Source organism: Sphingomonas melonis (genome assembly GCF_013409985.1).
Lineage (GTDB): Bacteria > Pseudomonadota > Alphaproteobacteria > Sphingomonadales > Sphingomonadaceae > Sphingomonas > Sphingomonas melonis_A.
This window is the reverse complement of record NZ_JACCBY010000003.1, coordinates 89,555-110,693: the sequence shown is the minus strand read 5'-3', so window position 1 is coordinate 110,693 and position 21,139 is coordinate 89,555. Positions and strand designations below refer to the sequence as shown.

At 68.0% G+C, this 21,139-nt stretch carries 28 protein-coding genes and 1 tRNA gene; 8 read left to right on the top strand and 21 right to left on the bottom strand.

Annotated features, from left to right (window positions below; all coding sequences use genetic code 11):
- Positions 1-45: 45 nt before the first annotated feature.
- From HD841_RS11215 to HD841_RS11190, 6 genes are all read left to right on the top strand, one after another.
- On the top strand, positions 46-543 hold the full coding sequence (locus tag HD841_RS11215; RefSeq protein WP_179508990.1) for a hypothetical protein: 498 nt from the start codon (positions 46-48) through the stop codon (positions 541-543).
- 605 nt (positions 544-1,148) lie between these two features.
- Positions 1,149-2,870, top strand: coding sequence for a 30S ribosomal protein S1 (gene rpsA / locus HD841_RS11210; protein WP_179508989.1), 1,722 nt, complete (start codon positions 1,149-1,151; stop codon positions 2,868-2,870).
- A 133-nt stretch (positions 2,871-3,003) separates the two neighbouring features.
- Complete coding sequence (locus HD841_RS11205; RefSeq protein ID WP_179508988.1) at positions 3,004-3,282, top strand: integration host factor subunit beta; 279 nt, start codon at positions 3,004-3,006, stop codon at positions 3,280-3,282.
- A 63-nt stretch (positions 3,283-3,345) separates the two neighbouring features.
- Positions 3,346-3,429: transfer RNA gene (locus HD841_RS11200), tRNA-Leu, on the top strand.
- A gap of 68 nt (positions 3,430-3,497) precedes the next feature.
- On the top strand, positions 3,498-4,865 hold the full coding sequence (locus HD841_RS11195; protein ID WP_373562998.1) for an ABC transporter substrate-binding protein: 1,368 nt from the start codon (positions 3,498-3,500) through the stop codon (positions 4,863-4,865).
- 5 nt (positions 4,866-4,870) lie between these two features.
- Positions 4,871-5,299 (top strand): DUF4112 domain-containing protein, encoded by a 429-nt coding sequence (locus HD841_RS11190; RefSeq protein WP_179508987.1) that lies wholly within the window; start codon positions 4,871-4,873, stop codon positions 5,297-5,299.
- A gap of 3 nt (positions 5,300-5,302) precedes the next feature.
- Here the strand turns inward: HD841_RS11190 and HD841_RS11185 are convergent, their stop codons facing one another.
- The 3 genes from HD841_RS11185 to nadC form a co-directional block, all read right to left on the bottom strand.
- The gene (locus tag HD841_RS11185; RefSeq protein ID WP_179508986.1) at positions 5,303-6,016 is read right to left on the bottom strand and encodes a ribonuclease T2 family protein; all 714 of its coding nucleotides are present in this window, start codon (positions 6,014-6,016) and stop codon (positions 5,303-5,305) included.
- Positions 6,013-6,480, bottom strand: a complete 468-nt coding sequence (locus HD841_RS11180) for a hypothetical protein (RefSeq protein ID WP_179508985.1) — start codon at positions 6,478-6,480, stop codon at positions 6,013-6,015. The genes HD841_RS11185 and HD841_RS11180 overlap by 4 nt, the downstream gene beginning before the upstream one ends.
- A gap of 62 nt (positions 6,481-6,542) precedes the next feature.
- Positions 6,543-7,391, bottom strand: coding sequence for a carboxylating nicotinate-nucleotide diphosphorylase (nadC, locus tag HD841_RS11175; protein WP_179508984.1), 849 nt, complete (start codon positions 7,389-7,391; stop codon positions 6,543-6,545).
- A 77-nt stretch (positions 7,392-7,468) separates the two neighbouring features.
- On the opposite strand from nadC, the gene HD841_RS11170 reads away from it, so the two are divergent.
- On the top strand, positions 7,469-7,615 hold the full coding sequence (locus tag HD841_RS11170; protein ID WP_179508983.1) for a hypothetical protein: 147 nt from the start codon (positions 7,469-7,471) through the stop codon (positions 7,613-7,615).
- Between the two features lie 4 nt (positions 7,616-7,619).
- On the opposite strand, the gene nadA is transcribed toward HD841_RS11170, so the two are convergent.
- From nadA to HD841_RS11130, 8 genes are all read right to left on the bottom strand, one after another.
- Positions 7,620-8,633 (bottom strand): quinolinate synthase NadA, encoded by a 1,014-nt coding sequence (nadA, locus tag HD841_RS11165; protein WP_179508982.1) that lies wholly within the window; start codon positions 8,631-8,633, stop codon positions 7,620-7,622.
- 45 nt (positions 8,634-8,678) lie between these two features.
- On the bottom strand, positions 8,679-9,410 hold the full coding sequence (locus HD841_RS11160; protein WP_179508981.1) for a DUF4230 domain-containing protein: 732 nt from the start codon (positions 9,408-9,410) through the stop codon (positions 8,679-8,681).
- The gene (locus HD841_RS11155) at positions 9,407-10,264 is read right to left on the bottom strand and encodes an MBL fold metallo-hydrolase (protein WP_179508980.1); all 858 of its coding nucleotides are present in this window, start codon (positions 10,262-10,264) and stop codon (positions 9,407-9,409) included. Before HD841_RS11155 ends, HD841_RS11160 begins: the two co-directional genes overlap by 4 nt.
- Before the next feature lie 92 nt (positions 10,265-10,356).
- Positions 10,357-11,883, bottom strand: coding sequence for a M56 family metallopeptidase (locus HD841_RS11150; RefSeq protein WP_179508979.1), 1,527 nt, complete (start codon positions 11,881-11,883; stop codon positions 10,357-10,359).
- Positions 11,880-12,248 carry a BlaI/MecI/CopY family transcriptional regulator gene (locus HD841_RS11145; protein ID WP_179508978.1) on the bottom strand — a complete coding sequence of 123 codons (369 nt, stop codon included), beginning with the start codon at positions 12,246-12,248 and terminating at the stop codon, positions 11,880-11,882. Before HD841_RS11145 ends, HD841_RS11150 begins: the two co-directional genes overlap by 4 nt.
- A gap of 254 nt (positions 12,249-12,502) precedes the next feature.
- On the bottom strand, positions 12,503-12,829 hold the full coding sequence (gene grxD / locus HD841_RS11140) for a Grx4 family monothiol glutaredoxin (protein WP_179508977.1): 327 nt from the start codon (positions 12,827-12,829) through the stop codon (positions 12,503-12,505).
- Between the two features lie 11 nt (positions 12,830-12,840).
- Positions 12,841-13,071, bottom strand: coding sequence for a BolA family protein (locus HD841_RS11135; protein ID WP_179508976.1), 231 nt, complete (start codon positions 13,069-13,071; stop codon positions 12,841-12,843).
- The gene (locus HD841_RS11130) at positions 13,071-13,400 is read right to left on the bottom strand and encodes a DUF1476 domain-containing protein (RefSeq protein ID WP_179508975.1); all 330 of its coding nucleotides are present in this window, start codon (positions 13,398-13,400) and stop codon (positions 13,071-13,073) included. The genes HD841_RS11135 and HD841_RS11130 overlap by 1 nt, the downstream gene beginning before the upstream one ends.
- Before the next feature lie 174 nt (positions 13,401-13,574).
- Between HD841_RS11130 and HD841_RS11125 the strand changes: the two genes are divergently transcribed.
- Entirely contained in the window at positions 13,575-13,724 is a 150-nt protein-coding gene (locus HD841_RS11125; RefSeq protein WP_179508974.1) for a hypothetical protein, read from the top strand.
- A gap of 6 nt (positions 13,725-13,730) precedes the next feature.
- Here HD841_RS11125 and HD841_RS11120 read toward each other — a convergent pair whose 3' ends face one another.
- From HD841_RS11120 to HD841_RS11075, 10 genes are all read right to left on the bottom strand, one after another.
- Complete coding sequence (locus HD841_RS11120; protein ID WP_179508973.1) at positions 13,731-14,729, bottom strand: NADPH:quinone oxidoreductase family protein; 999 nt, start codon at positions 14,727-14,729, stop codon at positions 13,731-13,733.
- On the bottom strand, positions 14,692-15,321 hold the full coding sequence (gene leuD / locus HD841_RS11115; protein ID WP_179508972.1) for a 3-isopropylmalate dehydratase small subunit: 630 nt from the start codon (positions 15,319-15,321) through the stop codon (positions 14,692-14,694). The genes HD841_RS11120 and leuD overlap by 38 nt, the downstream gene beginning before the upstream one ends.
- 117 nt (positions 15,322-15,438) lie before the next feature.
- Positions 15,439-16,878, bottom strand: a complete 1,440-nt coding sequence (gene leuC, locus HD841_RS11110) for a 3-isopropylmalate dehydratase large subunit (protein WP_179508971.1) — start codon at positions 16,876-16,878, stop codon at positions 15,439-15,441.
- Between the two features lie 66 nt (positions 16,879-16,944).
- Entirely contained in the window at positions 16,945-17,631 is a 687-nt protein-coding gene (locus tag HD841_RS11105; protein WP_179508970.1) for a glutathione S-transferase family protein, read from the bottom strand.
- A gap of 61 nt (positions 17,632-17,692) precedes the next feature.
- Positions 17,693-18,049: a nucleotidyltransferase family protein gene (locus tag HD841_RS11100; RefSeq protein WP_179508969.1), complete on the bottom strand. Its 357-nt coding sequence runs from the start codon at positions 18,047-18,049 to the stop codon at positions 17,693-17,695.
- Positions 18,042-18,473 carry a nucleotidyltransferase substrate binding protein gene (locus tag HD841_RS11095; RefSeq protein ID WP_179508968.1) on the bottom strand — a complete coding sequence of 144 codons (432 nt, stop codon included), beginning with the start codon at positions 18,471-18,473 and terminating at the stop codon, positions 18,042-18,044. The genes HD841_RS11100 and HD841_RS11095 overlap by 8 nt, the downstream gene beginning before the upstream one ends.
- Positions 18,473-19,123: a CoA transferase subunit B gene (locus HD841_RS11090; protein WP_179508967.1), complete on the bottom strand. Its 651-nt coding sequence runs from the start codon at positions 19,121-19,123 to the stop codon at positions 18,473-18,475. Before HD841_RS11090 ends, HD841_RS11095 begins: the two co-directional genes overlap by 1 nt.
- Positions 19,123-19,446, bottom strand: coding sequence for a DUF5076 domain-containing protein (locus HD841_RS11085; protein ID WP_179508966.1), 324 nt, complete (start codon positions 19,444-19,446; stop codon positions 19,123-19,125). The genes HD841_RS11090 and HD841_RS11085 overlap by 1 nt, the downstream gene beginning before the upstream one ends.
- Positions 19,443-20,390 carry an HAD family acid phosphatase gene (locus HD841_RS11080; RefSeq protein ID WP_179508965.1) on the bottom strand — a complete coding sequence of 316 codons (948 nt, stop codon included), beginning with the start codon at positions 20,388-20,390 and terminating at the stop codon, positions 19,443-19,445. The genes HD841_RS11085 and HD841_RS11080 overlap by 4 nt, the downstream gene beginning before the upstream one ends.
- A complete protein-coding gene (locus tag HD841_RS11075; protein ID WP_179508964.1) occupies positions 20,387-21,094 on the bottom strand; it encodes a CoA transferase subunit A in 708 nt (235 codons plus the stop codon). The genes HD841_RS11080 and HD841_RS11075 overlap by 4 nt, the downstream gene beginning before the upstream one ends.
- Positions 21,095-21,139: the final 45 nt, after the last annotated feature.

The window sequence follows — 21,139 nt, the reverse complement described above, 5'->3', positions numbered from 1 at the left end:
CTACAGACCGGATTCCGGCACAGCGGGCGTTGGGGGTAGTCGACGATGCGCATCCACACGGCGCTAATCCTCTGCTGCGGTCTGACCGCCGCGTTGGTCGGGGCCGGCAGGGCGTCGCGCGTCACGGGCGCCCCGCCAGCCGCCGGCGGTTTGTGTACGCCGGCCGAGGTGCCGCTGTTTTCCTGCTCGATTGGCGCCAAGCGTATGTCGATCTGCGGCTCGGGGCAGCGCGCCGCCTATCGTTATGGCCTGCCGGGCAAGATCGAACTGTCCTCGACTCAGCTGACCTTTGCCGAGAAGGCAATCTCCGGCGGCGGCGAGACGCAGATCACCGCGACGAACAAGGATTACAGCTACACCGTGTTCGACCGCACGGTCCGCACTTCCCTTGGCGAGGACGGCCGTCATGATCCCGCATTCGGCAGCGGATTGCTCATCCGCCACAACGGCAAGGTCGTGGCGACGCGCCCCTGCGACGAGGATGTGCCGATCGTGGCGCGCGCCCGCACGATGATCCCGGCCGGGCCGTATATCGCGCATTGAGCGTGGACGAGGTTTAAGGGTCAGGCGCGCGTTTCGCGATCACCCCTTCGGGCCTCGTCGCTCAGGCCGGATCGGCATCCAAGCTTCCGAGAATTCCTCCCCCGCCAGGGGGAGGTGGCATGCCGAAGGCATGACGGAGGGGGAGGACACGCCACCGAGGACGTTGCTTACCCCGTCACGGCTTCGCCGCGCCATTGTCCTACAGCCGCGGGATCTGACATGATCCCGCCATCCCAAACGCCCGCTGCCCCGCCCGCAGGAACGGGGTCTGGGGGCAATTTCGGCACCGACGTTCCCGCATCCTTCGCAACTTCCGCCCCATGACCGGCCGCGAGTCGCCCCCCTCCGCGACCACCCACCCTCACCTTGCCAAAACGACGGTTTTGGCCTATACGACGATTGTCCTGCGAGCCGATGCTCGTGGAGGTAGGCGCGTTCGGCTGGTCCGTTCGCGCCCTTTTCGCATCAGCGCATCGTATTCCTCCGCCTGCCGACGCCCAACGGATGCCGCGATCGGCATGGGGTCGGCGCGGCGTTTTCAGCCAAGACCATCGGAACCAACCGATTGGCCGGAAACAGATAAACCTCGAGGACACTCTAACCCTATGGCTACCCAGCCCCTTCCCAGCCGCGACGATTTCGCGGCGATGCTCGATGACATGTTCGGCGGCGCCGACAGCTTCGAGGGTCGCGTGGTGCACGGCACCGTCACCGCGATCGAGAACGATCTTGCCGTCATCGACGTCGGCCTAAAGTCCGAAGGCCGCGTGCCGCTGCGCGAATTCGCCGCACCGGGCCAGAAGGCCGACCTGAAGGTCGGCGACGAAGTCGAAGTCTATGTCGACCGCGTCGAGAACATGCATGGCGAAGCGATGCTCAGCCGCGACCGCGCGCGCCGCGAAGCCGCCTGGGACAAGCTCGAGCTCGAGTTCAGCAAGACCGCCCGCGTCGAGGGCGTGATCTTCGGCCGCGTCAAGGGCGGCTTCACCGTCGACCTGTCGGGCGCCGTCGCGTTCCTTCCGGGCAGCCAGGTCGATATCCGTCCGGTGCGTGACGTCACGCCGCTGATGGACATCCCCCAGCCGTTCCAGATCCTCAAGATGGACCGCAAGCGCGGCAACATCGTCGTATCACGTCGCGCGGTGCTGGAAGAGACCCGCGCCGAGCAGCGTTCGGGCCTGATCCAGAGCCTCGCCGAGGGTCAGATCATCGACGGCGTCGTCAAGAACATCACCGATTACGGTGCGTTCGTCGACCTCGGCGGCATCGACGGCCTGCTCCACGTCACCGACCTCAGCTACAAGCGCGTCAATCATCCGTCCGAGATGATCGCGATCGGCGACACGGTGAAGGTGCAGATCATCCGCATCAACAAGGACACGCAGCGCATCAGCCTCGGCATGAAGCAGCTCGAGTCGGATCCGTGGGACGGCGCGTCGGCTAAGTATCCGATCGGCGCCAAGCTGTCGGGCCGCGTCACGAACATCACCGAATATGGTGCGTTCGTCGAGCTGGAAGCGGGCATCGAGGGCCTCGTCCACGTTTCGGAAATGTCCTGGACCAAGAAGAACGTCCATCCGGGCAAGATCGTCTCGACCTCGCAGGAAGTCGATGTCGTCGTGCTCGAAGTCGACGAGGACAAGCGTCGCATCAGCCTCGGCCTCAAGCAGGCGCAGAACAATCCGTGGGAAGCGTTCGCCGCTGCCCATCCGATTGGTTCGACCGTCGAGGGCGAAGTCAAGAACGCGACCGAATTCGGTCTGTTCATCGGCCTGGACAACGACGTCGACGGCATGGTCCACATGTCGGACATCGCCTGGGGCGTGTCGGGTGAGGATGCCCTCAACCTGCACCGCAAGGGCGAGACCGTGCAGGCGGTGGTGCTCGACATCGACGCCGAGAAGGAGCGCATCAGCCTCGGCATGAAGCAGCTCGAGCGTGGCGGCCCGGCGGCCGGCGGCGTTGCGGCTGCGGGCGATCGCCTCAACAAGAACGCGATCGTCACCGTCACCGTCCTCGAAGTCCGCGACGCGGGCCTCGAAGTGCAGCAGGGCGACGACGGCGCAACCGGCTTCATCAAGCGTACGGATCTGGGTCGCGACCGCGACGAGCAGCGTCCGGAGCGTTTCCAGGTCGGTCAGAAGTTCGACGCGATGGTGACCGGCTTCGATCGTTCGAAGAAGCCGACCTTCTCGATCAAGGCGATGCAGATCTCCGAAGAGAAGCAGGCGGTTGCGCAGTACGGCTCGTCCGACTCGGGCGCGACGCTCGGCAACATCCTCGGCGAGGCCCTCAAGGCCCGCTCGGCGGACGCCGACAAGAAGTAAGACGATGCGGGCTGAAGCGGTTCGATACCGCTTCAGCCCAAATTTCTTTTAATATGTTCATTTTGGCCCTATACGCAGGCTCCATTGATCTCTATCAAGACCCCGTTGCATCAACCGGGGGGGGAGTTTTGCGATGATCCGTTCTGAACTGGTTCAAAAGCTGTGTGAGCTGAACCCCAATCTGTCGGGGTCCGAGGTCGACGCCATCGTCTCGACCTTCTTCGATGAGATTTCGCGGCGTCTCGCCGCCAATGGCCGCGTCGAACTGCGTGGCTTCGGTGCATTTTCGACCCGCGCCCGCGATGCCCGTATCGGCCGCAACCCGCGCACCGGCGAAACCGTCGAGGTCGAGGCCAAGCGCGTTCCCTATTTCAAGCCCGGCAAGGAAATGCGCGCGCGACTCAACGTCTGAGCGCGCTTCCCGCCCGTAGCGGGTTGACGGTCGGCGTCGGTTGCGCTTCTCGTGCAGCGGTGTGCGGACGTGGCGAAATCGGTAGACGCTTCCGACTTAAAATCGGCTTCCTTTGGAGTGCGGGTTCGAGTCCCGCCGTCCGCACCATCGCGCTGCTGCTCGGCATCGGCGCGGCCGCGCTGACCGGCTGCGACCAGCGCCCCGATTCGGGGCCGGTGATCGTCAGCGCGATCGGCGACCCGCCCCGCCCCGCCGACCCCGCCCGCACGCGGCTCGATATGCCCTCGCGGCTGCTGCTCGACGCCACGGCGGAGGGGCTGGTCCGCTTCGATGCCGCCGGCCAGATCGAGCCGGGGCTCGCCGAACGCTGGATCGTGATCGACCAGGGGATGAGCTACATCTTCCGCCTGCGCGACGCCCAGTGGAGCGACGGCAGCAAGGTTGAGGCCGATCAAGTCGTCGCGCAATTGCGCCACCAGCTCGCACCCGGATCGCGCAACCCGCTATTGCCCTTCCTCACCGCGGTCGACGAGATCGTGACGATGACGCCGCAGGTCATCGAGGTGCGCCTGTTGCGCCCTCGCCCCGATCTGCTCAAGCTATTCGCCCAGCCCGAACTGGCGCTCTGGCGCAGCGGCACGGTGGGCGGCGGCGGGCCGATGCGCATCGTCCGCGGCACGCGCAGCCCGCTGCTCCGCCCCGCCTTCGATCCGGGCCGGGTCGATCCCGACGATCAGCGCCAGACCCGCCCCGAACAGGATGTCCGCCTGATCGGCGAGCGCGCCGCCCGCGCCATCGTCCGCTTCGCCGCCCGCGAATCGGATTATGTCGCCGGCGGCACCTTCGTCGACTGGCCGCTCGTCGGACTGGCATCGGTCACCCCGGCCAACGTCCGCATCGATCCCGCCGCCGGCCTGTTCGGCTTCGCGATCGTGCATCGCGACGGCTTCCTCGCAGACCCCGCCAATCGCGCGGCACTGAGCGGCGCGATCGACCGCGCCGCGATGACCGCCGCGGTGATGCCCAACTGGGAGCCCGCCGAACGCATCCTGCCGGAGATGTTCGATTCGGCGACGCCCCCCGCCCTGCCCGGCTGGTCGCTGCTCACCCCCGAGCAACGCGTCGCGGCGGCACAGGCCCGGGTTGCCGCTTATGGCGCGCCCGTAACGCTGCGCATCGCGATGCCGGGTGGGCCGGGCGCGACCTTGGTCTATGCGCAGGTTGCCGCGTCGCTTCACGCGATGGGCATCACGCCGCAACGGGTCGGCCCGTCCGACGATGCCGACCTGCGCCTGGTCGACCAGGTCGCCCCCTATGACAGCGCGCGCTGGTATCTCGCCAACGCCTGCGCGCTGTGCGGCGAGGCGGCGCAGAGCGCGCTGGTCGCCGCGCGCGAGGCGCCGACGCTGGCCGAACGCTCGCGGCTGATCGCAACCGCCGATGCGGCCCTCGCGACCGACACCGCGTTCATCCCGATCGCGCGGCCGCTGCGCTGGTCGCTGGTGGCGATGCGGCTGCGGCAATGGCGCCCCAACGCCCGTGCCTGGCACCCGTTGAACCGGCTGCGCGACGACACCAGATAACTATCATGACCGCCACCCGCCCCCGCCCGCTGGACGCCCGTCCGCTGCTCGAGTCCCTGCCGCTCGGCCGTGATGCGGCCTCGGTCCGCATCCGGCTCGAAGCGATGGAGCGGGTGATGGAGGGGCTGTTCACCATCCCCGGCACCAACCGCAAGCTCGGGCTCGACGTGATCCTCGATCTCGTCCCGGTCGTCGGCACGACGATTGCGGCAGTCATCGGATCGTGGCTGGTCTGGGAGGCGCGCAACCTTGGCATGTCGAAGCTGCAGATGGCGCGGATGTTCGGCAATGTCGGGGTCGACTGGGCGCTGGGCATCATCCCCTTCGTCGGCGCCGTGCCTGACTTCTTCTTCCGCTCGAACACCCGCAACCTGCGGATCATCCGCCGTCACCTCGACAAACATCATCCGGCGACGGCGACGATCCTCGGTTAAGGCTCAGCGGCTCCCGCGCCAGATCTTGATGGTGGCGTCGGTCGGCAGGCCGCCCTGGTGCGCCGGGCAACGCTGATAGCGGAACGCCTTGTCGAGGCAGATCCAGATTTCGTCGAGCCAGCCCTGCTTGGTCGCGGTCACCCGCATCATATCGGCGCCCAGCCCCGGATTGCTCCGCGCGAACGCCGCCGCCACCCCGCCCGCGGTCAGCGGCGCACGAGACAGTGCGTCCATGTCCGGATAGCGCAGCTTGCCGTAGAGGCGGGTCGAGGTGGCGAAATAGCGATCCGGCTTGAAGCCGGGCATGCAGGTGCCGTGCTTCGACCATTCGTGCTGCATCAGCTGCGCCGACGGCGTGCTGCAGATATGCTTCTGGATCACCGCACGCGGCAGCAGCGGCGTCGCCTTGCAATATTGCGGCCAGTCCTTGCCGACGCCGTCGGGCCACAGACCGTGCAAGGTGAAGCCGAAGCGGTTGCCCGCTGCGCACTGGAAGCGCGCACCGGCGTCACGATCATGCTCGCGGCAATATTGCGGAGCCCAGGTGATCGCGAGCGTATAGCTGCCGATCGGCAGCAGCCGGCGCGGCTGGCTGTCGCTCGGCAGATCGGGATGCGGGCGCTCGATGCTGGTCGGCGCGGTGCACTGATAGGCCTGCGCCTGCACCGCCGCAGGTGTCGCCGCGAGCAGCGCGACGGTGGCAAGACGCGCGATCACGCGAGCGGCGCCTTTCGGTCGTCGCGCGGATCGAGATCGTCATCCTCGTCCAGTCCCTCGCCCAGCCAGCTCTTGGCGTCCGGCTTGAACAGCATCACCGCGGCGGCGATGTAGAGGAGGTTGGCGAAGAAGCCGAGGATGAGCTGCGCGTTCAGCGCCGACTTGCCCATGGCGAGGAACGCGATCGCGGACAGCAGTGCGAGCGCGCCGAAGCCGGCGAACACCACCTGCACCCATTTGGCGACCACGCTCGGGCGGCGCACGATGAAGAACCAGATCAGCACCGCGATGGCGAGGCCGAGCACCTGCATTGCCGGCAAGAGCCAGGTCATGTTGGCTAGGGTGGGGTTGGCGGCCAATGTCGTCTGCGATGTGCGCCAATTCAGGCCGGTATTGATCAATCCGACGATCACCGAAGCCCAATAGAATTGCTCGAAGCGCGCGATGGATGGCGGTTTGGTCATGACAGGTCCCCTTGCTGCTGCAGATCAGCCTAGCCGCACCGCCGGAGCGTGCAAGCCGGCGCTCACAAGACGGTGAAATCGAGCCCGATATCGGCAGCCGGTGCCGACTGGGTCAGCCGCCCGACCGAGACGTAGGTGACGCCGCTCTCGGCAATCGCCCGTACCGTGTCGAGCCGCACCCCGCCCGAGGCTTCGGTCGGCACCCGCCCGTCGACCAGCGCCACCGCCTCACGCAGCAGCGCCGGCGCCATATTGTCGAGCAGCAGATGCGTCGCGCCCGCCGCCAGTGCCGGGGCGATCTGGTCGAGCCGGTCGACCTCGACGATGATCCGCGCGATTCCCGCGCGCACGGCGCGCTGCACCGCCTCGCCGATGCTCCCGGCGACGGCGATATGATTGTCCTTGATCATCGCCGCATCCCACAGGCCGAGCCGGTGGTTCTGCGCGCCGCCGGTGCGGGTGGCGTATTTCTCCAACCGGCGCAGGCCGGGGATCGTCTTGCGCGTATCGAGCAGCACCGCGCCCGTCCCCGCGATCGCATCGACATAGGCACGGGTCATCGTCGCGATGCCGGAGAGATGCTGCACGGTGTTGAGCGCCGAGCGTTCGGCGGTGAGCAGCGCCCGGGCCGAGCCCTCCAGCCGCATCAGCTCGCTGTGCGCCGACACCCAGGCGCCATCCTCGACCAGCCGGGTGATCGTCACGTCGGGATCGAGCGCGCGGAAGAAGGCCTCGGCGATGCCGAGCCCGGCGACGACGATCGTGTCGCGCGTGTCCATCACGCCGGTGAAACGCGCCTCGGCCGGGATCACCGCGGCCGAGGTGATGTCGCCACCCTCGCCCAGATCCTCCGCCAGCGTCGCGGCGACGAAGCGATCGAGGTCGAAACCATCTAGAGTAAAGCGCGTCATACGTATACGATCCTGTCGTACTACACAGCGGCCCCTGTCGTCACGGGCCTGCCACCATATCACGGGGAAACAGGGCGATGACCGATCGCGAGGCCATGGAGGAACTACACCGGTTGCTCGCCGCCGCGTTGGAGAAGGCGGACGAACTGGAGCTGATCATGGTCGGCATCCACATCAACGAAGCCCGCAACCTGCTCGCCCCGACGACCGCGACCTCGCACTGAGCGGTCAGTCGCCGGTGACCGGCACCACCCGGAACGGCGACGGGCCGAGATCGCCCTGCCCGACCGTCGCCGAAGCCATGGTGAGCATCGCGTCGAGGCTCTTCTTCGCCTTGATGCGCAGCCCCTCCTCGATCTCGATCCGCGGCGTGAGATCGCGCAGCGCGACGTAGAGCTTTTCCATCGTGTTGAGCGCCATATACGGGCAGATGTTGCAGTTGCAGTTGCCGTCCGCCCCGGGCGCGCCGATGAAGTTCTTCAGCGGCATCGCCTTTTCCATCTGGTGGATGATGTGCGGCTCGGTCGCGACGATCAGCGTGTCGCCCGGCATGGCATTGGCGAATTCGAGGATGCCGCGGGTCGAGCCGACGTAATCCGCATGATCGAGGATCACCGCCGGACATTCGGGATGCGCCGCGACCGGCGCGCCGGGGTTCTGCGCCTGCAGCTTGAGCAATTCGGTTTCGCTGAACGCCTCGTGGACGATGCACACGCCCGGCCACAGCAGCAGCTCGCGCCCGGTCTTGCGCTGGAGATAGCCGCCGAGGTTGCGGTCGGGGCCGAAGATGATCTTCTGGTCGCGCGGCAGTTGCGCCAGGATCGTCTCCGCCGACGACGAGGTGACGATGACGTCGCTGAGCGCCTTCACCTCGGTCGAGCAGTTGATGTAGGTCAGCGCGATATGATCGGGGTGCGCGGCGCGGAACGCGGCGAACTGGTCGGGCGGGCAGCTGTCCTCAAGGCTGCAACCGGCATCCATGTCGGGCAGCACGACGATCTTGTCGGGGCTGAGGATCTTGGCGGTCTCGGCCATGAAGCGCACGCCGCAGAAGGCGATGACGTCGGCGTCGGTCGCCTGCGCCTTGCGGCTGAGGTCGAGGCTGTCGCCGACGAAATCGGCGAGGTCCTGCAACTCGGGCTTCTGGTAATAATGCGCCAGGATCACGGCGTTGCGCTCCTTGCGGAGGCGCTCGATCTCGGCGCGGAGGTCAAGTCCCGCGAAGCTGTTGGTCAGTTCCATAATGCCCCCGTTAGGCGATTGCACGCCGCCCCTCAACGGGCGGCATCATCGCGCATTGCCAAGTACTTCCGCCAGCGACCGGCTGGCATCCCAGCGTTCGGTCGCCGCGGTCGGATCGTCGACGAAGCTGACCTTGACGCTGGCGTCGATGCCGGCGGCGCGCAGCGGCATGACGAAACTGTTCTCCACCGCCCGCCGCGTCGCGTCGCGGGCGAGCTTCATCGGCGTCGCATCGCGCGCCTGACGGACCAGCTCCGCCTGTCCGGCGCGGCGGTTGGCGGTGTCGAGCGCGGTGTCGGCATCGGTCAGCCGCGACAGGATGCCGCCGGTGCCATATTCGCGGATTGCATTGAGATCGACCTGCGGCCCGTCGAGTTCGATCGGCGGCAGCCGTACCGACAGCGTGCGGGTGTCGGCATCCCAGGCGACATCGCGCTGGGTCAGCTTGCCGAGATCGACCTCATAGCGGACGAGGCCGGGCATGATCAGCGTCTTCTCGGTCGACAGGCCGAGCTGCGACTGGCGCGAGGTGCTGACCGCGACGAAGCGCGCGGCAAAGGCGGAGAGGCGGTTCTGCTCGCGCAACCCCTCCAGGCTGGCGCTGGCGACGGTGGTGGGATCGGGCGCCAGCCGCCGCTCGACGTAGCGCTGCACGCCCCACAGGCCGATCAGCACGGCAAGGCCGAGCAGGACGATGACTCCCGCCGCCTTGCCCAGGAACGAACCGGTCGAGGAACCGGCCGCCGGCGGGGCGGGATCGGGCACCGGATCGTTCATTCGATGCTCCGCCATAGCTCACCCTCCCCGCTCACCCGCTGCCGTGCCCGTAGATCATAGAGGTGCGCGAGCACCGAGCGCTGTGCCGCCCCAATCAGCCGCGGGTCGAGGCCGACGTACATCCGCCGCGTCATCTCCTCCAGCGCCAGCGATCCCTCGCGCAACAGCCGCAGGATCTGCCCCTCGCGCTGCTTGCGATGGCCGAGCATGCCGCGCACCAGCCGCTGCGGCTGCTCGACCGCCTCGCCATGACCGGGATAATAGATGCGGTCGTCGCGCCCAAGCAGCTTGTCGAGGCTCGCCATATATTGCCCCATGTCGCCGTCGGGCGGCGAGATCACGCTGGTCGCCCAGCCCATGACATGGTCGCCCGAGAACAAGGCGCCCGTCTCCGGCAACGCGAAGGCGAGATGGTTGGAGGTATGGCCCGGCGTCGCGATCGCGGTCAGCGTCCAGCCGTCGCCGGCGACGCTCTCCCCCTCTCCGAGCACGCGGTCGGGCGCATAGGCCGCGTCGAACGCCGCATCGAGGCCGGGCGTGTCGCTGGCGACGTGCACCGGTGCGGCGCCGACGATCGGCGCGCCGGTCGCCGCGGCGAGCGGGCGGCTGGCGGGGCTGTGGTCGCGATGATGATGGGTGATGACGATCGCCCGCACCGGCCGGCCGGCGATCACGCGGAGCAGCGCGTCGAGATGCGCCGCATCATCTGGGCCGGGATCGATGACCGCCAGATCGTCGCGGCCGACGACATGCGTCTGCGTCCCGCCATAGGTGTAAGGCGAAGGATTGGGCGCGAGCACGCGGGTGACGAGCGGCTCGAGCTGGATCGGGATACCGGTCGGGTGCTCGGCCATTGCGTCGGATGTGGCGCGATGTGCGGCGGAGCGCAAGAGGCGAGCATGCCGGGCGCCCCCGTCTGCTCGCCTCCGCCACCCGTACCGGGCGCTCAATCCTTGTCGAGCGAGGCCATTTCGGCGCGCATTTCGGCGAGCGCCGCGTCCATGTCGGCGAGCGCTGCCTTGCGATCGGCGTCCGGCACGTCGCGATTGGCGGCGATGCTCGCCCGCGAAGCGCGGACGCTGGCGAGCGCCGCCGACATCGCGTTGAGGCGCACCTCCTGTGCCTTCAGCCCGGCCGCCGCGCCGTTCAGCGCCGCCGTCTGGATGCGGTTGGTGCAGATCACCATCGTCCGCGTGCCGCCGTGCCCGGTGTTGATGACGAAGCTCTGTGCGCCACCGTCGACGCCATCGACGCAGCGCCGCTCGGCGATGCCGGGCACTGCGGGCACCGCCGGCACCGCGGGCACCGCGCGCTCGACGAGGCGCTGGACGGTGCCGTCGCTCAGCACATGATCGGCCGTCCGCGCGATGCTGGTGACGGCTCCGTCCTGCGTCACGCGCGTGACGCTTACCCGATGCGGTCCGGCGGGGATCGCGGGGGCGGCGGGCGGCTGCGGCACCGCGGCCGCGCCCGGCGCGGCGGGCGCCGCAGGAGCCGCCGGAACGGCCGGCGCCGCCTGCAGGTCGATCCCCATCGTATCGCCGACCCGGCCGCTGATCGCGGCGGCGGCGCTGGTGCCCGAGGCGGTCATGCCGAGCCCGGCGAGGACGAGGGTCGAGACCAGCGCACCACCCAAAGCGAGGCGCCGGCGCGAACGCGGGGACGTGGACAGCATGCGGATTCTCCCTTTCAGATCGTCGATGGTGTGCAGGTGACAGGCGGCGGACACGGCGCCGCCATGCGCCGCCTTGACGATGGCGCAGGCATAAGCGTGGCGGTCGATGGTCGACCGGCCGGCGAGGACGCGCGCGTCATTGGCCAGTTCCTGATCGGCGCGGAACGCCCGGAACGCCCGCCACGCGACCGGATTGAACCAGTGCAGCGCCAGCACGCCGAGCGCGATCCAATTGGCGACCAGATCGCCGCGCTGGTGATGGCCAATCTCATGTTCCAGCGCGAGTTCGCGCTCGTCGGCGTCATAGCGATCGGCGAAATCGAGCGGGAAGGCGACGTAGCGGCGCACCACGCCGAAGGCGAGCGGTCCGGCCGCGGCCTCGCTGGCGATGACGCGCACGCCCCGCACCTCCTCGATGCTCGCGGCGGTGCCGAGCAGGCGACGGCAATGGCGGCGGTGGCTGGTGAGATGCCAGACGAGGAAGCCGAGCGCCCCCGCCGCCCAGAGCAGCCCGACGATCCAGCCGATCACCGGCGCGGCGGTCGGCACGACGGGATCATAGGCCGCGCCATCGGCGACGAAGATGGTGATCGTCTCGCTCGCGTGGCTGATCGGCGTCACCGCCACCTCGCGCCATGCCGCGGGCAGCGGCGGCAGCAGCAGCCGCAACAGCGGCAATGCCCACAGCGCATAGGCGACCTGCGGCCCGAACGCGTTGCGCACCGGCGCGCGGACCAGCATGACCAGCGCCATCAGGATCGTGGAGGCGATCAGCGCCTCGACCAGCCAGCCGATCATGGCTTGAGGTCCTTCAGCAGCGCCTCGATCTCGGCGATGTCCTGCGCGGTGAGTTCGTCGCGCTCGGCGAGATGCGCGACCAGAGGGGTGAGCCGGCCGCCGAACAGCCGGTCGATCAGCCGCTTCGACTCGCCCGACACGTAATCGCCGCGCGCGACGAGCGGCCGGTAGAGATAGCGGCGGCCATCCTCCTCATGCGCGATCACGGTCTTGGCGAGCAGCCGGCCGAGCAGCGTCTTGACGGTGTTGGCGCTCCAGCCGCGGGCGGGATCGACCCGCTCGGCCACATCCTGGGCGGTAAGCGGCGCTTCGTCCCATAGCACCTCCATCACCGCATGTTCGGCATCGCTGATTCGTTCGACCATCGCTACGCTCCTGCTGGACTACAGATGTAATCGTACCGATTACGTCCGTAGTCAATAGGGTGCGTAGCTGTCGGAACGGCTTACAGGTCGATACCCCGGCCGCTGGCCGTTAACCCTCGGAAGGGCGCGAATGCGTCGGTTTGGCGCGCTGGCACGGCATCTGCATGGAAGCAGGCAGCCGAGCGTCACGACGCTTCAGCAGGGTGGGGCCATCGCTTTTCCGCGTCTCGCGGCCCCACCCGCACCCGGCCGCTTCAGCTTGCGGCGGCTTCGCCCTTCAGCAGCGTCGCCAGTTCGCCGCTCTCGTACATCTCCATCATGATGTCCGACCCGCCGACGAATTCGCCGCCGACGTAGAGCTGCGGGATGGTCGGCCAATCCGAATAGGCCTTGATCCCCTGGCGGATGCCCTGGTCCTGGAGCACGTCGACGCTCTCATATTGGACGTTGAGATGGTCGAGGATCGCCACCGCGCGGCTCGAAAAGCCGCATTGCGGGAACAGCGGGCTGCCCTTCATGAACAGCACCACGGGATGGCTCTTCACGACGGCGTCGATGCGGGCGTTGGTATCGTCAGTCATGGTCATCATCCTCAGGCGGCGGCGGTCTTGAGCTGCAGGGCGTGGAGTTCGCCGCCCATGCGCTCGCCGAGCGCGGCATATACGGCTTGGTGTTGCTTGCGGAGCGGCAGGCCGGCGAAACTCGCCGACACGACGCGGGCGGCATAATGGTCGCCGTCGCCGGCCAGATCGGTGATTTCGACCTCGGCGTCGGGGATGGCGGCGCGGATCAGCGCGGCGATGTCGTCGGCGGCCATCGGCATCAGCCCTGCTCCGCCTGCATCAGCTGCCGCCGCGCCTCGATCATCTTCTCGGCGAGCGCGCGGCGCACGGTCGCATCGTCGGTCTCGACCCCGGCGGCGGTCAGGTCGCCGAACAGCTTGCGCACGACATCCTCGTCGCCCGATTCCTCGAAATCCGCCTGGACCACCGCCTTGGCATAGGCATCGGTCTCTTCCGGCGTCAGCCCCATCTGCGCCGCCGCCCAATGGCCGAGCAGGCGGTTGCGGCGTGCGGTGATGCGGAACGCCATCTCCTCCTCACGCGCGTGCGCGGCCTCATGGGCGCGTTCGCGGTCGTCGAACATGGACATCGTCGGCTCACCCCTCGGTTGGTCGTTCCCCCGCACATAGGTGCGACCTCCGGCACGCGCAACGGATGCCGCCGACGGACGCGGATGGCCCGGCCAACCCGCCCGGAACAAAAGGGTTAACGATGCGATAAAGATAAGACGGCGGGCGCACCGCTCGACCGCAGGAGAAGGATCATGATCAAGAGGCCCGTCCCCGCCGGAGGCCATACGCACAGCCCGTCCAGCTCGACCCGCGCCGCGCCGCTCACCGGCATCGTCGTCGGATCGGCGATTTCGCTGGTATTGTGGGCGCTGATGCTCGCCATCGTCCTAGCGGTGCGCTGACCGCGGTCAGCCGACCTCGACCACCAATTTGCCGATCGCGCCCCGCGCCGCCATCTTGGCGATGGCATCGCCACCGCGCTCCAGCGGATAGGTTTCGGTCACCCGCGGCGCGATCTTCCCGTCGCGCCACAACGCGAACAGCCGCGCGACATGCGCCGCATTGGCCTGCGGATCGCGCGCCGCAAAGGCGCCCCAGAAGACGCCGCACACGTCGCAGCTCTTCAGCAGGGTCAGGTTGAGCGGCAGCTTCGGGATACCGGCGGGAAAGCCGACGACCAGATAGCGCCCTTCCCAGCCGATCGCGCGCAGCGCCGGCTCGGCATAGTCGCCGCCGACGGGATCATAGATCACGTCGAAGCCGCCGCGCCCGCCCGCCGCCTTGAACTGCTCGGCCAGCGCCTTCGACTGGTCCTTGTCGAACGGCGCACGGCCGTAGAGGATCGTCTCGTCGGCGCCCGCCGCGCTGGCCGCCGCCGCTTTCTCCTCGGACGACACCGCCGCGACGACGCGCGCGCCCTGCGCCTTGCCCAGTTCGATCGCGGCGAGCCCGACCCCGCCCGCCGCGCCGAGCACCAGCAGCGCGTGTCCGGCCTGCAACCGCCCGCGGTCGAGCAGCGCGTGGATCGTCGTCGCATAGGTGAGGATCAGCGCCGCGCCCTCCGCGAAGCTGCGCTCCTCGGGCAGGCGGTACAGCCGCTGCGGCTCGGTGACGATGCTGGTGGCAAGGCCGCCATGGCCGATCACCCCCATCACCCGGTCGCCGACCTGCCAGCCCTCGACGCCCTCGCCGAGCGCATCGATCACGCCGGCGATCTCGCCGCCCGGCGCGAACGGCCGCGGCGGCTTGAACTGATACCGGTCCTCGATGATCAGCACGTCGGGATAGTTGATCGCGCACGCCTTGACCGCGATCCGCACCTGCCCCCTGCCCGGCTCGGGATCGGGCAGCTCGGTCAGTTCCAGAGTGTCAGGTCCGCCCGACGCCGTCGATAGCAATGCCCGCATAACCGCTCCTGCTCCCGATCCAGGGGCGGTGTTGATCCACCGCGCCCTCGAATTTCGAAATCGCGGTATCCCTTGCCATCGTCAGGCCAATCTCGTCCAGCCCCTCCATCAGGCACTGGCGGCGGAACGGATCGAGGTCGAAGGTGAAGCGGTCCTGATAGGGCGTCGTCACCGTCATGGTTTCGAGATCGACGGTGACCGGCTGGTCCTTCGCGACCTCGACCAGTCGATCCACCGCCTCCTGCGGCAGCACGACCGGCACGATGCCGTTCTTGAACGCATTGCCCGAGAAGATGTCGGAGAAGCTCGGCGCGATCACCGCCCGCACGCCCATGTCGGCGAGCGCCCAGGCGGCATGTTCGCGGCTCGATCCGCAGCCGAAATTGTCGCCGGCGATCAGGATCGGCGCACCGGCATAGCGCGGGTCGTCGAAGACATTGCCCGGCTGCGCGCGCACCGTCTCGAACGCGCCGCGCGCGAGCCCCGAGCGCGAGATGGTCTTGAGCCAATGCGCCGGGATGATGATGTCGGTGTCGATGTTCTTGGCGCCCCAGGGATAGGCGATCCCGGAAACGGTGGTGACGGCCTGCATGCGCGGTCGGACCCTATCGTTCGATCTTGGCGGGATGGGCGAGCACGCGCGCGCCGGCCACATAAGCGGCGACGCCGCTGAGCATCGCACCCGCCACCAGCAGCACCAGAACCTTCTTCATCGTGTCGCTCCCATCACATCGCGTACGTCGGCCAGCCGCCCGGTCACCGCCGCCGCCGCGGCCATCGCCGGTGACAACAGGTGTGTGCGCGACCCAGGTCCCTGTCGACCCACGAAATTCCGGTTCGACGTGGACGCGCACCGTTCCCCCGCAGGGACTTTGTCGGGGTTCATCGCCAGGCACATCGAACAGCCCGGCTCGCGCCATTCGAAGCCGGCCTGCACGAACACCCGGTCCAGCCCCTCGGCCTCGGCCTGGCGCTTGACCAGCCCCGATCCGGGCACGACCATCGCCCGCACGCCGTCGGCGACATGGCGCCCCTCGGCGACCGCGGCGGCGGCGCGCAGATCCTCGATCCGGCTGTTGGTGCAGCTGCCGATGAAGACGTGCTGGACGGTCACGTCCTGCATCGCGGTGCCCGGCGTCAGCCCCATATAGTCGAGGCTGCGCTGCGCCGCAGCGCGCTTGGCGGGATCGGCGAAGCTGTCGGGCGCGGGCACCACGCCGGTGATCGGCACCACGTCCTCGGGGCTCGTCCCCCAGGTCAGCGCCGGTGCGATGTCGGTCGCGTCGAGCCTGACGCTCTTGTCATAGGTCGCGGCGGGATCGGTGGCGAGGCTGCGCCACCACGCGACCGCCTTGTCCCACGCTTCGCCCTGCGGTGCCATCGGCCGCCCCTTGAGATAGGCGAAGGTGACATCGTCGGGCGCGATCAGGCCGGCGCGCGCACCGCCCTCGATCGACATATTGGCGACGGTCATCCGCCCCTCGACCGACATGGCGCGGATCACCTCGCCGGTATATTCGATGACATGGCCGGTGCCGCCCGCCGCGCCGATCTTGCCCATGATCGCCAGGATCACGTCCTTGGGGCTGACCCCGAAGCCGAGCGTGCCGTCGACGCGCACTTCCATCGTCTTCGACTGGCTGAGCAGCAGCGTCTGCGTCGCGAGCACATGCTCGACCTCGCTGGTGCCGATCCCGAAGGCCAGCGCGCCGAGCGCGCCATGCGTCGAGGTATGGCTGTCGCCGCACACCAAAGTGGTGCCGGGCAGCGTGAAACCGAGTTCCGGCCCGACGACATGGACGATGCCCTGCTCCGCCGCGGTCGCGTCGATATAGTCGATGCCGAATTCCGCGGTATTGCGGCGCAGGGCGTCGAGCTGCTGCGCGCTTTCGGGATCGGCGATCGGCAGCATCCGCCCGGCGGCATCGACGCGCGGCGTCGTCGGCAGATTGTGATCGGGCACCGCCAGCGTCAGTTCGGGTCGTCGCACGCGCCGCCCGGCGACGCGAAGCCCCTCGAACGCCTGCGGACTGGTCACCTCATGGACGAGATGCCGGTCGATATAGATGAGGCAGGTGCCGTCGTCGCGCCGTTCGACGACATGAGCAGCCCAGATCTTTTCGTACAGCGTTTGCGGTCGGGAAGCCATGACGCGGCCGATTAACCGAAAGCATGCGCAAGCGAAAGCCTCTGCGACAGATTGTTGCCCAGACCGTTAAACAGCACGCCGGTCCTCGATCACCGTACCACACGAGCGCATTTCATCTTCGTGCGCCGCTTCGCGCCATGTCTCGGCGAGCGCCGCCGCCTCCCAGGCCCTGATCGCAGGATGCGCAAAAAGGCTTTCGCACCAGCACCTTCCCGCCTCACCGACATCAATCCCGAAGCTCCGAATGCGGAACGCGACCGGTGCGTAAAAGGCGTCGACCGCGGTGAAGCGATCCCCAGCCAGCCATGGACCACCGAAGCGATCCATCCCTTCCGTCCATACTTCCTCGATCCGCGCGACGTCGCGGTCCAGCGCCGGTGATGCCGGATGCGGAATCGCGCGAACACCGATGTTCATCATCCGCTCGTTGCGCAGCGCCGAGAAACCGCCATGCATCTCGGTCACCGCGCACATTGCCCAGGCGCGCGCCGCCTCGTCCTGGGGCCAGACGCCGTCGTGCCGCTCGGCAAGATACAGCGTGATGCCGAGCGAGTCCCAGACCGTGCGATCACCATCGATCAGCACCGGCACCTGCCCGCTGGGCGAAAAGGCGCGGAACGCGTCCCAATTGGTTGCCGCCGTAAAGGGTTCGATCCGATCCTCGAATGGAATACCGAGCGCGGTCATCAGCGCCCACGGCCGCAGCGACCAGCTCGAATAATTACGATTGGCGGTGATCAGCACGTAACCCATGGTCGCAGCCCCCGTCTCTGCCGGCTAATCATAGCACCGAATTTGCACGACTGATCGCCCTCTAGCCCGTCATTCCGGTCCGAACGACGTCAGCCCGAAGATCGTCACGCGTGAACAGTGTCTTCGCCGCCCGGTCGATATGCCGTCGCAACGCTGCGGCCAGCTCGGGACCATAGAGGATCACGTCGACCGATACAGCGAGGCTGCTTTCCCCGAACAACGTCCCCAACCGTGCCAAAGTCCTGGCGTCCAGATCCCCCCATATCACAAGATCGATATCGGAGGCTGGACGCGCCGAGCCGAGTGCACGCGACCCGAACACGCCGACCCGGTCGATCCGGTCGGCAAAGGGGCTGAGCACGGACCGTACGATGGCCCGGTCGCGCTCCGACAACATGATGCCGTCCGCGTCAGCCAAGCTTCGCCCGTTCGAGCATCAGCATCAGGTGCAAATCCTCGAATCGCTCGAGGAAGCGCGCCCGGATATCGGCGACGACCCGCTCGAACGCCTGCCGACGATAGACATGCGACATCTCGTTGCGCGCATCCAGCGCGTCCATCCAGATCGGGCCGTCCTCGATATAACCGAAGGCGAACGCCGTGCGGAGCACATCGGCGGGGCCGCTACGCTCCAGCGTCACCTTACGCCAGATCAGAAAATCCTTCAGCGTCTTCCAGGCAAGTTCGAACGTATATTCGAACCGCTGGATAACGCCCTCCCGCACGATGGGGTGAACATCGCCGTCCAGCAGGTCTACGCCTTCGCGCAGCAAGACCAGAGCCCCGTCGAAATTGGCGAACCGCTGCACCCAGCGGGGCGTATCGGGGGCGGCGAGATCCATTACCGCTCGTACCGCGCGGTCGTCTTCGCCGCGATCTCGTCCGCGGTGACGCCCGGCGCCAGTTCGATCAGCCGGAACGGCGACTGGTGATCCGGCCGCTGGAACACCGCAAGGTCGGTGACGATCATGTCGACCACGTTCCTGCCGGTCAGCGGCAGCGTGCACGACGGGATGAACTTGGGGCTGCCGTCCTTGGCGACATGGTCCATCACCACGATGATCTGCTTGACCCCGGCGACGAGGTCCATCGCCCCGCCCATGCCCTTGATCATCTTGCCGGGGATCATCCAGTTGGCGATGTCGCCGCCCTCGCTGACCTCCATCGCGCCCAGCACCGTCAGGTCGATATGGCCGCCGCGGATCATCGCGAAGCTCTGATCGCTGCCGAAGTAGGCGCTTTGCGGCAATTCGCTGATCGTCTGCTTGCCGGCGTTGATCAGATCGGGATCGACCTCGTCGTCATAGGGGAACGGGCCGATGCCGAGCATGCCGTTCTCCGACTGCAAGGTCACCGTGATCCCGGCGGGGATGTTGTTGGCGACCAGAGTCGGGATGCCGATGCCGAGGTTGACGTAATAGCCGTCGCGCAGCTCCTGCGCGGCGCGCGCCGCCATCTGGTTGCGGTCCCAGCCCTTTGCCTGCGTGGCCATCAGTTCAGTCCTCCGGGATGGTTGGCGATCGTCGCGACGGCGTCGGGATCGAGCTCGGGACGGGCAGCGTCGAGGCCGCACCAGATCAGCGCCGCCGCTTCCTCCTCGGCCATGCCGAGCGCCTGTGCATGCGCCTTGGCGGCGTGGCCGATCGTGTCGGCCATCAGCACGCCGAACATTTCGGCATCGGCGAGCACGCCGGGATCGATCACGACGGTCGATCCCGACCGGTCGGTGATCCAGATTCGCGCGACCTCGGCCGATTTGGCGCCGATGTCGGGGATCGCGGACAGCGGGACCTCGCGCGGTTTCGCTTGGGTCACGGCGTATCGCTCCAGCGCTTGTCGGTCGGGAAGACCTCGTCGAACCCGCCCTTGAGCCCGGTGCCGTAGACGGGGTTGGGCAGCACGAACCAGCCGTTGCCCCACAGGTCGGCGATCGCGCCGCTGTCGGCGACGCGGCGGCGCTCCGCGGCGGAGGGGATCGCGTTGAACAGGTCGCTGAAATCGCCGAGCTGGTCGCCCGCCATCGCGACGACGCAATAGCGCGCGGCGATGGCGGTGCGGCGCGCATCCTTGCCGCTCGGCCCGTCGCGCAGGAAAAGGTCGGTGCCGGGGGTGAAATCGCCCAGCCCCGCCGCCTTCAGCCCGGCGATCGTCCCCGCGGCGGTGGCGGCGCCGCGATTGCTGTTGATGATGACCGTGATGTTGGCGGCGCGCAACGCGGCGAACGCCTCGACCGCGCCGGGCACCGGTGCGACCGCCTTCGCGCCGGTCCGCTCCCAGCGCGCCCATTGCGCCGGATCGAACGGCGCGGCGGGATCACGCGCCGCCAGCGCCTCGATACCGAGGTTGAGCACCAATGTCTCGTCGGCGTCGAACACCGCCGCACGCGGCTTGCCCTCGCACGCCTGCCATTGCGGCGCGGCGAGCGTCGCGCCGGGCTTGAGCACGGCGCTGTCACCCGCCGCCCGGCGATAGCTGGCGTATGACACCAGCGCGCGGAACGCCTGTCGGCTGAGCGCCGCCGCCTCCGCCGACCCGTAGAGATACTGGAATTGCGGCGGCACCGCCCGCGTATCGGCAGCAGCGCCCGCCGCCGCGCCGGTCGGCGGCGGCAGCGCGGTCAGCCCGGTGATCCGCACCAGCTTGCCGTCGGCGGTATAGGTCTGCCCCGGTGCCGGCAGCGTCGCGACATGCGTGCGCTTGCCGCCGCAACCGGCGAGCAGCGCCGCCGCCGCCAGCGCGAACCCCGCCCGCCGCATCACGCCGCCTCGCGCGTCCGCACGGTGCGGAACTCGATCTTCTTGTCGTACGGCGCGCCGACGATCAGCCGCTTCACATAGATGCCGGGCAGATGGATGTGATCGGGATCGAGGCTGCCGACCGGCACCACTTCCTCGACCTCGGCGACGCAGATCTTGCCTGCGGTCGCCATCGGCTGGTTGAAGTTGCGCGCGGTCTTGCGGAAGATGAGGTTGCCGCTCTCGTCCGCCTTCCAGCCCTTGATGATGCTGAGATCGGCGCGGATGCCGCGTTCGAGGATATACTCCTCGCCGTCGAAGGTCTTCACCTCCTTGCCCTCGGCCACCAGCGTGCCGACGCCGGTCTTGGTATAGAAGCCGGGGATGCCCGCACCGCCCGCGCGGCAGCGTTCGGCGAGCGTCCCCTGCGGACAGAATTCCACCTCCAGCTCGCCGCTGAGATATTGCCGCTCGAACTCCTTGTTCTCGCCGACATAGCTGGAGATCATCTTCTTCACCTGCCGCGTGCGCAGCAGCTTGCCGAGCCCCTCGCCATCGATCCCGGCATTGTTGCTGGCGATGGTCAGGTCCTTGACACCGGCGGCCTGGATCGCATCGATCAGCCGTTCGGGGATGCCGCACAGGCCGAAGCCGCCCGCGCAGATCGTCATGCCGTCGTGCAACAGGCCATCGAGCGCTGCCGCCGCATCGGGATAGAGCTTGTTCATCGCCCGTGACTCTCCTGTCTGTGCGGTGGCGATAGCGGGGCGGGC

Bases quoted from the DNA above. Each gene is read 5' to 3' on its own strand.
- HD841_RS11215 (WP_179508990.1), top strand. From the start codon at position 46: ATGCGCATCCACACGGCGCTAATCCTCTGCTGCGGTCTGACCGCCGCG.
- rpsA (WP_179508989.1), top strand. From the start codon at position 1,149: ATGGCTACCCAGCCCCTTCCCAGCCGCGACGATTTCGCGGCGATGCTC.
- HD841_RS11205 (WP_179508988.1), top strand. From the start codon at position 3,004: ATGATCCGTTCTGAACTGGTTCAAAAGCTGTGTGAGCTGAACCCCAAT.
- HD841_RS11190 (WP_179508987.1), top strand. From the start codon at position 4,871: ATGACCGCCACCCGCCCCCGCCCGCTGGACGCCCGTCCGCTGCTCGAG.
- HD841_RS11180 (WP_179508985.1), bottom strand. From the start codon at position 6,480: ATGACCAAACCGCCATCCATCGCGCGCTTCGAGCAATTCTATTGGGCT.
- nadC (WP_179508984.1), bottom strand. From the start codon at position 7,391: ATGACGCGCTTTACTCTAGATGGTTTCGACCTCGATCGCTTCGTCGCC.
- HD841_RS11170 (WP_179508983.1), top strand. From the start codon at position 7,469: ATGACCGATCGCGAGGCCATGGAGGAACTACACCGGTTGCTCGCCGCC.
- nadA (WP_179508982.1), bottom strand. From the start codon at position 8,633: ATGGAACTGACCAACAGCTTCGCGGGACTTGACCTCCGCGCCGAGATC.
- HD841_RS11160 (WP_179508981.1), bottom strand. From the start codon at position 9,410: ATGAACGATCCGGTGCCCGATCCCGCCCCGCCGGCGGCCGGTTCCTCG.
- HD841_RS11155 (WP_179508980.1), bottom strand. From the start codon at position 10,264: ATGGCCGAGCACCCGACCGGTATCCCGATCCAGCTCGAGCCGCTCGTC.
- HD841_RS11150 (WP_179508979.1), bottom strand. From the start codon at position 11,883: ATGATCGGCTGGCTGGTCGAGGCGCTGATCGCCTCCACGATCCTGATG.
- HD841_RS11145 (WP_179508978.1), bottom strand. From the start codon at position 12,248: ATGGTCGAACGAATCAGCGATGCCGAACATGCGGTGATGGAGGTGCTA.
- grxD (WP_179508977.1), bottom strand. From the start codon at position 12,829: ATGACTGACGATACCAACGCCCGCATCGACGCCGTCGTGAAGAGCCAT.
- HD841_RS11135 (WP_179508976.1), bottom strand. From the start codon at position 13,071: ATGCCGATGGCCGCCGACGACATCGCCGCGCTGATCCGCGCCGCCATC.
- HD841_RS11130 (WP_179508975.1), bottom strand. From the start codon at position 13,400: ATGTCCATGTTCGACGACCGCGAACGCGCCCATGAGGCCGCGCACGCG.
- HD841_RS11125 (WP_179508974.1), top strand. From the start codon at position 13,575: ATGATCAAGAGGCCCGTCCCCGCCGGAGGCCATACGCACAGCCCGTCC.
- HD841_RS11120 (WP_179508973.1), bottom strand. From the start codon at position 14,729: ATGCGGGCATTGCTATCGACGGCGTCGGGCGGACCTGACACTCTGGAA.
- leuD (WP_179508972.1), bottom strand. From the start codon at position 15,321: ATGCAGGCCGTCACCACCGTTTCCGGGATCGCCTATCCCTGGGGCGCC.
- leuC (WP_179508971.1), bottom strand. From the start codon at position 16,878: ATGGCTTCCCGACCGCAAACGCTGTACGAAAAGATCTGGGCTGCTCAT.
- HD841_RS11105 (WP_179508970.1), bottom strand. From the start codon at position 17,631: ATGGGTTACGTGCTGATCACCGCCAATCGTAATTATTCGAGCTGGTCG.
- HD841_RS11095 (WP_179508968.1), bottom strand. From the start codon at position 18,473: ATGGATCTCGCCGCCCCCGATACGCCCCGCTGGGTGCAGCGGTTCGCC.
- HD841_RS11090 (WP_179508967.1), bottom strand. From the start codon at position 19,123: ATGGCCACGCAGGCAAAGGGCTGGGACCGCAACCAGATGGCGGCGCGC.
- HD841_RS11075 (WP_179508964.1), bottom strand. From the start codon at position 21,094: ATGAACAAGCTCTATCCCGATGCGGCGGCAGCGCTCGATGGCCTGTTG.